Source organism: Acinetobacter sp. UBA2063, assembly GCF_002333245.1.
Classification (GTDB): Bacteria; Pseudomonadota; Gammaproteobacteria; order Pseudomonadales; family Moraxellaceae; genus Acinetobacter; species Acinetobacter parvus.
The window spans coordinates 1-14061 of sequence record NZ_DDAH01000026.1; the positions used below are offsets into that span (position 1 = coordinate 1).

Below are 14061 nucleotides of genomic sequence, written 5' to 3' on the forward strand. Positions count from 1 at the left end.
TTATTCTGATTAGCTCATGGTTAATAACTTTTGTTAACCAAGCAGAAGTACTAAAAACCGCTAATGGACCATCCATAATAAAAGCAACTCTACGTAATGTAGCTAACCAATTCTTTTTTTCAAATGCTCTTAGAATATGAATAAGCCATAGCATTTCCAATGTTGCCATAGTTTGACCAAACAGCTCACCATTACTACCTCCAGGATTCATTAGTTCATGTAAACGTAGTGCATCTGTTGAAAAAAGGGTTTCACCACTATGAGGACAAGTGTATTCCCCATAACCATAGGTCATTTCTTCACTTATGTCTTCAATTGGACTTTTGGGTAAATTCTTTTCTTTAAACTGTTCTCTTTTTATTCGAAATAAATGCTCATATGTATCAAGTAATGTCTCTCCCTCAGAAAAAACAATATTACTTTTTAACTCTTCAAATAAGGCTTTACGAAAGGATGCTTTGGCATCTTTCTCAGAATCTAAAATAACATTATACCCAGGGAATACACTTTCAAGGGTTGAGGCTTTTTCTGTTTCTCGAAATTTTTTGGGTTCAATAAAGTCTTGTTTTTCCAGTTCACTAACTTGGACCAAATCAATTAATACTGAAGCAATAGTTACATATCCAAATTCGGCACCTGGGAAACCATTTTGAACTTTATGTACTTGATAACTTCCATCAATCGCTAAAATAAGGTCAGGTTGTAAAGAGCTTTCAATTAATTCAGATTTTCTGATAATTGAAATTCCGCATTCTTCTCCACTTTTTTGTTGCTGTCTTATTTTTAAACGCTCTTGAAGTAATTTGACTTTTTCACTATCAAGTAGTCTTCTTAATGGATCATAACTTGCGAATTCGCCTTCAAATCCCATTTTCTTCCTTAAACCTCAAATTTATTTACTTGAACAGGTATTACAAAAAGATTACTCAAAGTTTTCACTCTCAGAAAGCCTTTATCTTGTGCTCTTCTAATAGATGGTTCAAAATCTATAAAATCATAATATTTACAGAGTTCTTTAGTCTCATCAGTATTATTCAAATGGCTAATAAACCAGTTAGCAGTATTCTTCAAAATATTTTTTTGAATACTACTAACTTCTTGAGTTGCATATACCATTCCAATACGATATTTGGATCCCTCTTTTGCTGTTCTTACCCATACATCTGTTAAATCTAGATCATTACCCGCAGGTAAAATATTGTGAGCTTCTTCTAAATAAACTAGAATCTCAGGAATATCAGTTTTTCCGTGAATAAATTTACGCTGATTATCCTTAAAAATTCTCGTCATAATTCTTTTAGCAGAAGATTTATTTAATTCAGGTTCACCGCTTGATTGGTCAATGATGACTAATTTACCTTGTACTAAATGATTGTAAATATCTTCTGCGTAGTCGCTTGTTGTATCTGCACTATGTTGTTCTGCTGCTTTTCCGATTTTTCTTGTTCCATTTGGGTATTGGAAAATACCTATGATTTTTTTCAAATCTTCATCTGCCCATCTGTCTCCTGAACTGTTTGCACGATTAACATAAGCTGTTTCAAATGCTTGATAACCACTTTTACTATCACGCATAAACTTATCAAGAGTTTCAAAAGCATTCGCAAGTTGTCCCCAAGTTGGGGCTGAATTCCCAAAAATTTGTGCTGCTGACTGATACTCTGCTGCATTGTCACCTGTACTATTTTGTAAGGCATCTCTTAACTGTTGATTGAAAAGGCCTGTTGTAACTGGTCTTTGGTTTTGTGGAATGGTAAAGCCTGCTCTTGCTAACATAGCTTTGTATGCTAAAACTCTGCGATTATGTCTTGTTAAAGCACTTCTATCATTAGCGGCAGGAGGTTCAAAACTTACTTGGCAAAAGTTTTTTATGTACGTTGTGCTATCTTCGAAAAGAATACTGTCAATAATTTCTTTGCCAGTCTGAAGATTCTCTGTTTCAAAGAAATTTAGAAGCATTAAAGTTCGGTCAGGATCATTTGGGTGCTTTGTAATACCATAAGTAATAACTTCATTTGCTTTTATTCCATCTGGAAGAAGTTGCCAAACATTTTTTAATGCTGAATTATTGTCTTGCACATTTTCATTTGCATATTCACCATTTGGGTCAAAAATGATTTGACCAATTCTAATATCTTTATTTTCCTTATCTCGTAACTTTCTTAATTCGAAAACAGATTTGGCAATAATTTTTGTTGTATTTGATTTCCCTGTTCTTGTCATACCAAAGAGAGCCGTTTTTTGATTCAGCAGGTCCATTGGGTGAATATAAACGGGTACATCATCTATATTTTGATACTTTCTATTGGTAGAAGCATATCGAACATGTCCAATTTGTACTTTGGCATCTTTTGCTACATTTCCATAGCGATTCTTTAACTCTAGAATATTTGATGGATCAATATAATTGACAATACTGTTTAGAGCATCCCCGTTAGGTTTGTAAACTTTTAAACCACGATTTGGATAATAGTTAGAAATGTCACTTCCGAATTTCAAGTTAAGGGGAGCATTTTCTTGGTGTCCACTTGCTTCAAGAAAAAATGTTCCAATGATTCGACATTGAACGCCAGCGAATCCAAGTAAATTCTTTGTTCTTGCATCCATTGCACTAGCATGATCCCAATGTTTTTCAGTTTCACCACTGATACGTTGAGCAGTTTCCACTCTTATTCTTTCTGCTTCTTTATCTTGTGGTAATGAAGCAGCATCCATGACCCTTAATAAAATGAATGAGGCGTCTTCTGTTTTGAAATCAATATTTGAACTATTAGGGTCTACTCGAGATGCAATTAAAAAACTTAGGCTTGGAATTCCTCCAACCTTTGCACGATAAAAGTCATGAATAATTACTCGTGCAGTTTCGTAGTTAATCGAGTATAAATCTCCAACGTACTCATTAGGTTGTATGAGCCTTTGAAACCATTGTTGAGCATCAGCTTTTTTATCATCCTTTAGTCTTGAGATAAGTCCTTGCTCTATATTCATAAATTTAAACCATTTTCATATTCTTTTATCAAAGAATTATATCTAGATGTTAGATAGCACTAAAATCTATTTTTGATCTATTTGTAACACATTGATAAAAATAATTATAAATTCATCAAAATATCCCCAAACCGTCTCCCCCAATTCTTAAACTCTTCATCAGACTCAGCCATTTCAACTAGATTTCGTGGATGATTAAAGGTTTTCCTTATCCCTATGTCTTGTAAAGATTTAGCGGTTGGCCAACGTAAAGAGCGTTTAACGATTTGCTTCCGAAAAGTTGGAAAATGTGAGTTCCATGTGTCTGTATCTGAGATTTTGAGAATCAGTGTAGAAAGAGGCTTTACATTATCACTGGTATCTATTTCCAAAATGACAAATTTTTTGCCTTGAAAGCTAAGCTGGACTTCAATAATACACCTTGGATTACCATCATGAGTTCTATGTAGCTTGGAACGATTGACCTCAGGCAGCTTATTTACATGAATGATGGGCTGAATACGATGTTGTGATGCAAATTGTTCAACCATGACTTTGAATGCTTCAAATCTTTTCATGAAAAATGCAAGGTCATCACTCTCATCATGGGCATTCTCAAATTCTCCACGGCCAATTTCACCAAAAATCGTGGCTTCACCTGTATTCACACTATGATCGGGTAAAATTTCAACATCATTCTGATTTGGTATACTTTTTTTACCTGAACGTTTAAGTGTCGCCTTTTTTGTTTCATAAGGACTGGCAAGGGACATAGCAACTTTTGGAGATTCAATCTTGGTAATTTTCCGATCACTATCCGCTTCTTTTTCATCATCAATAGTTGGATCATCGTTGGAGGTGTTACGTCCTCCAGAGTTTCCACCTGTTTTTTCATAACTATTTTTTACGGTAAATTTTGGACTACAAAAAATCACTTCATTAGAAATATCAGTTGGTAAATTGGCGATCCCAATGATTTCATTCACATAATGTTGTTGGTTTTTTTCACTGAAGTAAACTTTCATTGTAATTTCAGCCCCTATTAATGGGGGCGGTGCAAAATTGAAATTCCAAAAGGTTTGTGTTTTAGTTTTAACTTGCTCAATCGAAAAATGTTTGGAAATACTTTCATAGGACGCTCGTGCCTCAGTATCCAGTAATATCCATGACAGTAGGCGACGCATACCGACACTATCATACTGATTGGGTGGAAAGCGACAAAATTCATGAACGTGAATAATGGTTTGATGTTCTGCTGGGACAATATAATATTCTGTTGTTAGCTTTCTTTGATCTAAAGCTGCCTTAGATAAATAAGCATTATGGAAAAACAAGACTCGTGCCAGTTCTATGTGCGGTAAATGGATTTGAATATCCTTGTGTGTACCTTTTAAGTCGCTCACAATGTGGCTAAATATGTACTGTCCTGATTTATTTCTTGTGATTTTCCAATTATTAAAATCATCAATTTGAATGGTGATGATAGATTCATTGTAGGAGGAAATTTCTTTGGTTTGATTAAATTTTCTATTTTTTGCTAACAGTGGCATATTGGAAAAACGAGCATGTTTTACCCTATATTTTTCATAATCTGGTAAATGGTTATAATGATTTTCTAAACCAATATGAATGTTCCATTCACTATTTTTATGATCCTTAAAAATAGAGCCAAGAAAGGTAATTCGGGCATTCTCTGGAAAATTTCGAATCTTTATCATATTGCAGTCCCTATTATTGATTTACTTAAATTGCATTGTCAGAAATAATGGATCTATGCCCTACAAGAACACTATTGCTAGATTCTTTAAGAGTAAAAACCTTTTTATAAATTAACCACTACCTCATAAATTTGTCGTAGCTGCTGACAAAATTCCTGCATCTGTGTCTCTGTCATGTCTGAGGTGCTGACTCTGATTGCTGATATATCCTGATTTACTCTAAAGTCTTGTCCTGAACGAACTAACCAACCTCGTTGCCGTAGAATTTGAGTCGTTTTATCTGCATAAGGTAGCGATAACCAGACATTTAGCCCATCATAATGGGTTGCACAGGGAATGCTAAATTTTTGTAAGTACTGAACAAATTTCTGATTTTGCTGTTGGTAATAAGATTTAGCTGTTTGTAGCGTTTCAGGGAACTGTTCTGAACTGAATAGTTGATAAACCATTTCCTGAATAATATGACTGACCCATGTTGAACCAGCATTCAGTTTGAGGTGTAGTTTTTCTGAAGTCTCAGAATCGCAACATACAAATGCAAAACGGAAATCAGGAGATAAATACTTCGATACTGAACGAATGACTGCCCAGTGCTTCGTTGAGGGCGGAATAATATGCTGGTATTGAGCCTGAGCTAATAATGAGAAATGATCATCGACAATGACCAATACATGTGGATAGTCTTCAAGAATTTTATAAATTTTTTCAGCCTGTACTGTGTCCAGACTATAACCTGTCGGATTCTGCGAGCGTGGCGTAATAATCACTGCTTGCACATTTGCCTGTAAGGCTTGTAGCAATTCATTGAGATCAAAGCCATGCTCACTGACTGTAAAGGGATACATTTTAAACTGTTGTTGTTCAATGGCAGAAATACTGGTGATAAAGCCAGGCTGTTCTACCGCAATCATATCTGATGAAACCAAGTAGGCAGCTAGAATCCTTTCGATGGCATCTACCGCACCATAAGTAAATTCAATACTAAAGTTCTGTGGAATATCGGCAAATATTTTTTCCTGCGTGATTTTTAATAGTTCAGGATGGTAAATATTTTCCCCATAGAGTGCGCAGTTAAAATGAGTTAAATTAATGTGCTTGAGAGAAGGCAACAATTCACGTTTTGGATTGCCATGTGCTAAATCAACAGTTCCTTGTAATAGGGGTTGAAAGCCTTCTAATAGACGTGAAGATTGATAGGATTTAACCTGTGTCCCTAAACGTCCTCTGGAGATCACAATCCCCATCGCAACTAGATTCTTATAGGCAGCCGCAACTGTATTACGATTAACACCGAGCTGTTCAGCCAGTTCCCGTACACTCGGTAAAAAGTCGCCCTCTTGAAGCTCTCCCTCTTTAATCAGTGTACGGATATTATCCTGAATATCTTGAGCGGTATTGCCTGTAATGTTCATAAAAAGTTCTATCTCAGGGGGTTATACAGGGATTAAATTGCTGAGCCAGTCACGAAGTAGCAGGCTGGCTTTTTCCTGTAATAGGTTGCCATAGTATGTATTCTCTTGGCGTAAGGTTAAAATATCAACCTGTGCCTGATTTAATTCAGCAGTATGTCCAATCAGCCAGCGTTCAAAAGTATGTGGATCAACTTCGGCATGGAACTGTAGTGCCAGAATATTTAAACCTACAGAAAATGCCTGATTTGGGTAATACATTGAACCTGCTAAACGCTTTGCAGATTCAGGAATATCAAATGTATCGCCATGCCAATGCAGCACATGCACATTTTCCAGATGTCTTAATGGTGAGGCTAAGCCCTGATTATTGAGGACTAAACGACTCCAGCCAATTTCCTTGACATGTCCCTTGTAGACCTCTGCACCCAACGCAGTGGCAATCAATTGTGCCCCCAGACAAATGCCTAAAGTTGGATAATTCTTTTTTAAACGTTGAGTCAGTGCTGCAATAAAATCTGTTAAGTAGGGATAAGTTTCAGTTTCATATACGCCAATAGGACCGCCTAATACAATGACAGGTTGTTTCGATGCCAATGCCTCATCCAGTACATCAACACCAAGCTGTAAATATTGAATTTGATAGCCTAAATCTTTGAGGACTGGAGCAAAATTTCCCAAGTCCTCAAATGCCAAACTTTGAATTGCATAAATGATTTTCATGGCTGTGACTCCACATAATTCTGACTTAACTCTTTTAATAACAGTGCAATTTGTTGGGCTAAATATTCAACTTGGGCATCAGTCATAATGAGGGGTGGTAATAAGCGAATGACTTTGCCTTGTGTCACATTGAGTAGTACCCCAAATTTTTCACTTGCCAGTTGAGGAATATTGGCAACAGGATGAATTAGTTCAATCCCAATCATTAAACCTGCACCACGCACGGATTGAATATTTTTTAGTCCTGTTAATCTGGACTGTAATAAATCCAGTAGCTTATAGCCCTTATCAGCAATGGTTGCTAAATATTGTTTATCCAGTAAATCCAGAACGGTATATGCAACCCGACATGCCAATGGATTACCTCCAAAGGTTGAACCATGTAAACCTGATTGTAGTAAATGTCCTAATTTTTCATGTGTTAAACATGCCCCAATTGGAACACCATTCGCTAAGCCTTTGGCAATGGTTAAAATGTCAGGACAGATTCCAGCTTGTTGATAGAAAAACCATGTGCCTGTACGTCCAAGTCCACACTGGATTTCATCTAGGATCAGCAACCACTGTTGTTGTTCGCATAATTTTCTTAACTGTCTCAAATAAAGGGGTGAGGCAATATTAATCCCTGCTTCACCTTGAATTGGCTCAAGTAAGACAGCAACCACGTCTGGATCATGCTGATACTGCTCAATCGCTGCCAAATCATGAAAAGGCACAAACTCAAAACCCTCCAATAACGGCCCAAATGCTTCTCGATATGCTGGTTTTGCTGTTGCAGATAACGCTCCAAGTGTTCGACCATGAAAGGCATTCTGCATCACAATAATTTTAGGTCGTTGTATACCTCGTTGATGACCATAGGCACGAGCGATCTTAATCGCAGCCTCATTAGCTTCTGTCCCCGAGTTACAGAAGAATGCCTGTGTTAAGCCTGTAATCTCTGCCAGTTTTTCTGCCAGACGTTCATTCCAGCCATGCTTAAACAGGTTGGAAAGATGCAAAAAGGTTTGTGATTGTGCCACGATTTCTGCATGAATCGCTGGATGAGCATGTCCCAGTAATGTCACACCAACGCCTGAAATGGCATCGAAATAACATTTATCCTCTATGTCCCACAAATAACAACCCTCGCCACGCTGGAACTCGATTGCCAGAGGTTGATAAATCGGCATTAAATAACTCATGTGGTTTGCTCTTTCAAAATATCCATAGAACAAGGCTGATAAAGATTTTTGCTACCCAAGATTTGCATTGCACCATCTTTTTGCATTAAAAATCTTGTATCTTCAATAACCTGATAAAGTTCAAAACTTAACTCATCATGTGGTTGCAAATAACCCATTAAGGTTTTGATGTCCTGTAAAGGTTGCAAAGAACTAGTCTGAAAATTGCCCATGAGCTTGCCGTGCTGATAGATGGTGAGTTGATAACTTTGGCTCATCGTTTATTGCTCCGACCAGTAATAGTTATCGGGCAAATCCCTTGCCCCAAAAATCGCCTGTCCGACCCGAATATCGGTCGCACCTTCTTCAATGGCAATTTCAAAATCACCTGACATACCCATCGATAAACGCTGGATGTCGGGATAAGTTTTTTGAATCTCATCCCGTAATAAACGTAAGGTTTGAAAACAACGTCTGACCTCAACAGGGTCCTGGCTATGAATGGCAAGGGTCATTAAGCCAATGATTTTTAATTGTGGGAATTGCTGACATTGTTCAATCAGTGCCAAAGCCTGTGCTGGTTTGACCCCGAATTTACTCTGTTCATTTGAGGTATTCACCTGAATAAATACAGGAAGTATTCGTTGAGCCACTGCCAGTCGATGATTTAGTTTTTCTGCCAGTTTGATACTGTCTAAGGCATGAAATTCATCAATAAACTTCGCTACATACTTCACTTTATTAGTTTGCAGATGCCCAATTAAAATCCAGTGAATCTGTAAATGCTGTAGAGCTTCATATTTGCCTTTGGCTTCTAGTACCTTATTTTCACCAAAGCAGCGAAAACCCAATTGATAGGCTTGTTCAACTCGTTCAGCAGGCAATGTTTTGGTCACAGGCAATAAGCGAACTTCTGCTGGATTGCGTCCTATCATTTGACAGATGGCATCAACCTGTTGCTGAATTTCTTCAATATTTTGTTGTAATTCAGCAAGGCTATTAGGTGTACTATATTGGTTCATATATAAACCTATGACATAAATATATTGTCATAGGACAATATTGGAATTTAAAAGAAAGAGCAAGTCTTTTGTACATTCATCAGGAAAAAGACAGATTCTTAATTCAGGAATTTAAAAATCGTTCCCAGTAATAAAATGGTGGTTGCCCCGAGTTCTGCAACAATTAAACTGACCATTGCAAAGGTCATCATCCAGTTGGGAAGTGAGCAGCGTCCAAGTTGATGAGGCTGTTTAAACTGATTGGTCGTGTCTTGAAGCAGCCCATGCAGAATGTAAGACAAAATGGCAAAGGTAAAAAGAACAAATTTGCCAGTACACAAAGCAAGGCAACCAGATGAGATAACACAGTAAAATGGCTAAATACGGCTAATATCAAACTTGCGGCTGCATACAGTAAGCTACTGCGATGGGCAATATCGACATAGTAGTGTGCTCTGGCTCGTTCGGTATGGCGAATCTGGTAGTATTTCCAAACCCCAGTCAGCATCCCCACCCATAAGAAAATGCCACTAAATACAATCGCCCATTGTGTTGCAATAGTTAAAATATACATCTCATTCCCTGAAAAATGAATTTGAATCACTACTACCCAGACAAGGAAAAATTTTGAATAGGTAGCAGTATATTGTCTCAGTTTAAGTTGCCATTGCCATTTTCATTAATGACTTCAATTGATTCACCTCAGATGGATTGGCTTTCTGTAACGGCTTCCTTGGATCACCCACATTAAAGCCTAATTCATTTAAACCTGCTTTAATCGTTTTTGGCAAACCACCTTGTACGATGAAACGTAACAATGGAAGTTGCTTGTAAAACAGTGTTTGTGCTTGAGTTAAATCCCCATTTTTCGCTGCCTGATACAGTTGATTTGGCAATTTACCCAACAGATTTGGAGCAACAGTACACCAACCGCTCGCACCAGCACAGAATGCTTCCAGTGCCAGAGGATTGCAACCATTATAAAATGGTAATTTTCCTTGCGTAAGTTCATGGAATTTGTGCATACGCTGAATATCACCTGTACTATCCTTGACCATACAAATGTTTTCAATCTCTTGGAACATCTTGGCAATCAATTCTGGTGACATATCTACGCCACTGGTGGCAGGGTTGTTATAGACCATCATTGGCAGTTTAGTAGCTGCTGCGATTTGCTGATAATAATCATAAATTTCTTGATCTGTCAGTTTCCAGTAAGAAATCGGCATGACCATGATCACATCTGCACCCAATTCTTCTGCCTTTTCGGCTTTCTGAATTGCCATTGTAGTGGTGAGTTCGGAAATCCCTAAAATTACAGGCACACGATGATTGACCACTTCAATACTTTTTTCGGCAACCTGTTGCCATTCCTGCCAAGACAGATAAGCACTTTCACCAGCACTGCCTAAAGGTGCAATCGCATCACATTGATGTTCTAGTAGTGCATTTAGGGTAATGGTCAGGGCGTCAAAATCAACTTCCTGGCTCTCAGCTTTAAAGGGAGTTATTGGATAAGCAATGATGCCTTCTAATTTCATCGTGATTATCCCTCAATGCAATCTGAATGATTTTTCAAAGCTTTACGAGCATAATAGGCAAAATTGACCTTATTACGTTTATCGGTTGAAAGCCAGTCGTGAGCTTCTTTGGCAAGTTCGTGTGGAATCTGCTGAACTTGTCCTGCTGCCATTGCCAAAAGCTGTAAACGTGCTGCACGTTCAATTAGAATGGCTAAATTACAGGCTTCCTCAATGGTTTTTCCTGCCACCAACTGACCATGATGCGAGAGTAGAACTGCACGTTTTTGACCTAGTGCTGCCGAGATAAAAAGCCCTTCTTCATTACCAACAGGTACACCTGGCCAGTCACTGACAAAAGAACAATCTTCATATAAGGCACAAGTGTCCATGTGTGACACAATCAAGGGAACACGCAGCATCGACAGGGCAGCGATATGCGTCGGGTGGGTATGAATAATACAATTCACTTCAGGATGTTCTTTATAGATCCAGGTGTGAAAACGATTGGCAGGATTTGCCATGCCCTCACCATTTAAAGGTTTAAGGTCTTGGTCAACTTCCATTAGATTAGCTGCGGTAATCTCATCAAAACCTAAACCGAAACGTTGGGTAATAAAGGTATTGCCTTTTTCGGTACGGCTAGTAATTTGCCCAGCAAGTCCAGAATCATGACCATGCTCAAATAAGATGCGACACGTTAAAGCAAGTTTTTGTTGATCGGTGTAGCCTTCATCCTGAAAAAGCTGTTGCATACTCTGTTGGGCATTTTGCATCAGCTGTTGCTTATCAAGTAGTGCAGTTTCCATAAGATCTCCTATTCGGTTGATTTGTCATTGCGACATGGGCAGAATAAGAAATCTGTGGAGGGTTTAAAATATCCAGTTATTAAAACTTATATGGTCCAGTAAATCATGCAACAACCGTGGAAAATGCGACTACATCTTGCTGAACGTAAAGAAAAAACCATTTTTCTTAAACTGGCAAATCAAATTATTCAGGAAATTTTGTCTGGTCGATTAAGGCAAGGTACACGTTTACAGGGTTCACGTACCTTAGCAGATGAACTGGGGATTAACCGAAAAACTGTACAATCGGTGTATGAAGACTTAGAAGCACAAGGGTGGCTAGTATCAAAACCAAGACAAGGGACTTTTGTTTCTGAACATTTGCCCGATCTCAAACTTGATTCACTATCTGCCATGATGACATCTGTTCAACCTCATACCGAATCATACAACTCACAGGAAGCCATTAAGAATGATGGTGTTCCTGATACCAGGCTGATTCCCTACGAGCTATTTTCCCGTGCCTATCGTCATGCCCTGATTAAGGTGACTCGGCAGCAAAATATGGGTTATGGTGATCCACAAGGATGTCTTGAGTTACGTCAAGCCTTATTGAATATGCTGTCAATGGAACGCTTTATTCAAACTACTCTAGAGCATATCTGCGTGGTTCGTGGTAGCCAAATGGGGATATTTCTTGCGGCTCGTGTACTTGCCAAACAACAACGGCAACGTCAGGTCATTGTGGTGGAACAATGGTCTTATCCGCCAGCAGTAGAAACGTTTTTATCCAATCATTTTCAAATTATTCAGGTTCGATTAGACCAACAGGGTTTGAATACTGATCACCTAGTCAGAATATTGGAAAATCATGCAGTTGCAGCAGTATATACCACGCCACATCACCAATATCCGACCACTGTTTCCATGTCGATGGATAGACGATTAAAACTTCTGGAACTGTCCAAAACCTTTGATTTCTATATTATTGAAGATGATTATGACCATGAATTTCATTATGACAGTCGTCCTATTCCACCTCTAATCAGCTTGCCATCTGCCGATAAAGTCATTCATGTTGGTTCACTGTCTAAGGTTTTTGCCCCAAGTTTAAGAGTGGGTTATGTAGTGGCTGATCTAAATATTATCCAAGCCATGAAACAGGATATTTTGTTGATTGATAAACAGGGCAATGCGATTACTGAATTGGCGATTGCCGAGTTGATGCAACAAGGTGAAATCAAACGACATACCCGAAAGATGCGGAAGATTTATCAAAGTCGTCGAGATTTTGCTGTGATGATATTTCAGCAGATTTTTGAGGATAAAGTTGAGATTGCTACACCTGCGGGAGGCATGGCATTATGGGTGAAATTTAATCTGCCTTATCAGGTAGAATTTGCAGAAGCTCTTAAACAGTTATATATTGATTCTGAATATCAATTTGGTTCAGTACTTCACAATATATCAAATTATTTCCATATCCGCTTTGGTTTTGCTGCTTTAAGTGAAGAAGAAATAGCCCACATTGTTCAGATGTTGTATCAGGCTCTTTTGGAGAGATAGGCGATGGTTTTTGTGCATAAAGACTATCTGTATGTACTTGATGATAAATTGTCCTTGAAAAATCAAATATCACACTTATATATACTTCTAGTGTGACGTATTCGTGCAATTAAGAATATGTCATTTAATATAAATTTAAGTTATGTGACTTCAGAATGACTGAAAAAATTATTATGGATAGACAACTTTTTAAAAAACCTTTTAAACAGACTGATAATGTTATTCTGCCTTGTCCAACTTGTAAGGGATTAAGCTTAAAACTTGATAACACAAAATTTTATGCTTTTGATACAGCACTCTCAAGAAAAATTCAAGAAAGTGAAGAAGATTGGGATTTCGATTGGTTATCATCAGTTTTTACAGCAGTATTTATTTGTAGCAATGGTGCTTGTGGTGAGCATGTAATATGTTCAGGTACTGGTTTTGTTGATTGGGAAGCTGAACCTAACGAACATGGAGAGCTGGAACAACAGTATTATTGTTATTATTCACCAAAAACTTTCATACCTCCTATTAATTTTTTTAATATTCCTGAAAAATGTCCTAATAGTGTTAAAGAACCATTGATTGAAGCTTTTTCTTTAACATTACAATCTTCTGGTTCTGCTGCAAATAAAGTTAGAGCAGCTATTGAAAATCTTTTGACCGAGTTTGGAGTAGCTAGAAATTCAAGGAAAAATAATAAACTTCATCGTTTATCTTTAGATGCTAGAATTGCTAAAGCTAAAAATAAAAATGCAAATTTAGGTGATCTTGAAGATATTTTATATGCTATTAAATGGTTAGGTAATGCTGGCAGTCATGGTAATTCTGAAATAACAATAGATGATGTTTTTGATGCTTATGAATTGATGAGCCATTTATTGAATGAATTATATCAATCTAAAGCTGAAATTAATAAACTAGCTAAAGCTATTAGGAAAAGAAAAGGTCCTGTCAAAAAATAATCAGAAAAGGAGTCCACTCTATTAAATGGTGGACTCCTATTTTCTTATTCCAAAGGCATACGATATTCAATAATTCCTGGTTTTTCAGCAACCCAGTTATAAAGTTTCTGGGCGGTATGATTGGTTTCTTGTGTGTGCCAATACAAACGGTCACATTTTTGGGCAATCGCTTGTTTTTGTACATATTTAATCAGGCGTTTACCAATACGCTGACCACGAGTATCGGGTGATACATATAAGTCTTCTAAGTAACAATAAT

The 14061-nt window shown here is 37.6% G+C and carries 13 protein-coding genes and 1 pseudogene; 2 read left to right on the forward strand and 12 right to left on the reverse strand.

Annotated features, from left to right (window positions below):
- The 11 genes and pseudogenes from B4H32_RS01240 to B4H32_RS01290 all read right to left on the reverse strand — a co-directional run.
- A partial coding sequence (locus B4H32_RS01240) for a DNA double-strand break repair nuclease NurA (RefSeq protein ID WP_286799375.1) occupies nucleotides 1-871 on the reverse strand: 871 nt, incomplete at its 3' end.
- A gap of 8 nt (nucleotides 872-879) precedes the next feature.
- Nucleotides 880-2988: a helicase HerA domain-containing protein gene (locus B4H32_RS01245; RefSeq protein ID WP_004777579.1), complete on the reverse strand. Its 2109-nt coding sequence runs from the start codon at nucleotides 2986-2988 to the stop codon at nucleotides 880-882.
- A gap of 104 nt (nucleotides 2989-3092) precedes the next feature.
- Nucleotides 3093-4685, reverse strand: coding sequence for a Tn7-like element transposition protein TnsE (locus B4H32_RS01250; RefSeq protein WP_004777578.1), 1593 nt, complete (start codon nucleotides 4683-4685; stop codon nucleotides 3093-3095).
- Between the two features lie 104 nt (nucleotides 4686-4789).
- Entirely contained in the window at nucleotides 4790-6097 is a 1308-nt protein-coding gene (locus B4H32_RS01255) for an aminotransferase class I/II-fold pyridoxal phosphate-dependent enzyme (protein ID WP_004777577.1), read from the reverse strand.
- A gap of 21 nt (nucleotides 6098-6118) precedes the next feature.
- The gene (locus tag B4H32_RS01260; protein ID WP_004777575.1) at nucleotides 6119-6817 is read right to left on the reverse strand and encodes a glutamine amidotransferase; all 699 of its coding nucleotides are present in this window, start codon (nucleotides 6815-6817) and stop codon (nucleotides 6119-6121) included.
- A complete protein-coding gene (locus B4H32_RS01265) occupies nucleotides 6814-8001 on the reverse strand; it encodes an aspartate aminotransferase family protein (RefSeq protein WP_286799378.1) in 1188 nt (395 codons plus the stop codon). Before B4H32_RS01265 ends, B4H32_RS01260 begins: the two co-directional genes overlap by 4 nt.
- On the reverse strand, nucleotides 7998-8258 hold the full coding sequence (locus B4H32_RS01270; protein ID WP_004777573.1) for a hypothetical protein: 261 nt from the start codon (nucleotides 8256-8258) through the stop codon (nucleotides 7998-8000). Before B4H32_RS01270 ends, B4H32_RS01265 begins: the two co-directional genes overlap by 4 nt.
- A 3-nt stretch (nucleotides 8259-8261) precedes the next feature.
- The gene (locus B4H32_RS01275; protein ID WP_004777572.1) at nucleotides 8262-9002 is read right to left on the reverse strand and encodes a YggS family pyridoxal phosphate-dependent enzyme; all 741 of its coding nucleotides are present in this window, start codon (nucleotides 9000-9002) and stop codon (nucleotides 8262-8264) included.
- Nucleotides 9003-9100: 98 nt separating this feature from the next.
- Nucleotides 9101-9555 (reverse strand): annotated as a pseudogene (locus B4H32_RS01280) (hypothetical protein).
- Nucleotides 9556-9637: 82 nt separating this feature from the next.
- The gene (locus B4H32_RS01285) at nucleotides 9638-10522 is read right to left on the reverse strand and encodes a dihydrodipicolinate synthase family protein (RefSeq protein WP_004777569.1); all 885 of its coding nucleotides are present in this window, start codon (nucleotides 10520-10522) and stop codon (nucleotides 9638-9640) included.
- Between the two features lie 5 nt (nucleotides 10523-10527).
- On the reverse strand, nucleotides 10528-11310 hold the full coding sequence (locus tag B4H32_RS01290; protein WP_004777566.1) for an aldolase: 783 nt from the start codon (nucleotides 11308-11310) through the stop codon (nucleotides 10528-10530).
- A gap of 105 nt (nucleotides 11311-11415) precedes the next feature.
- Here B4H32_RS01290 and B4H32_RS01295 point away from each other — a divergent pair, with 105 nt between their 5' ends.
- Together B4H32_RS01295 and B4H32_RS01300 are read left to right on the forward strand one after the other, a co-directional pair.
- Nucleotides 11416-12855 (forward strand): PLP-dependent aminotransferase family protein, encoded by a 1440-nt coding sequence (locus B4H32_RS01295; RefSeq protein WP_004777565.1) that lies wholly within the window; start codon nucleotides 11416-11418, stop codon nucleotides 12853-12855.
- Between the two features lie 155 nt (nucleotides 12856-13010).
- On the forward strand, nucleotides 13011-13802 hold the full coding sequence (locus tag B4H32_RS01300; protein WP_004777564.1) for a DUF4145 domain-containing protein: 792 nt from the start codon (nucleotides 13011-13013) through the stop codon (nucleotides 13800-13802).
- Between the two features lie 44 nt (nucleotides 13803-13846).
- On the opposite strand, the gene B4H32_RS01305 is transcribed toward B4H32_RS01300, so the two are convergent.
- A partial coding sequence (locus B4H32_RS01305; RefSeq protein WP_286799381.1) for a GNAT family N-acetyltransferase occupies nucleotides 13847-14061 on the reverse strand: 215 nt, incomplete at its 5' end.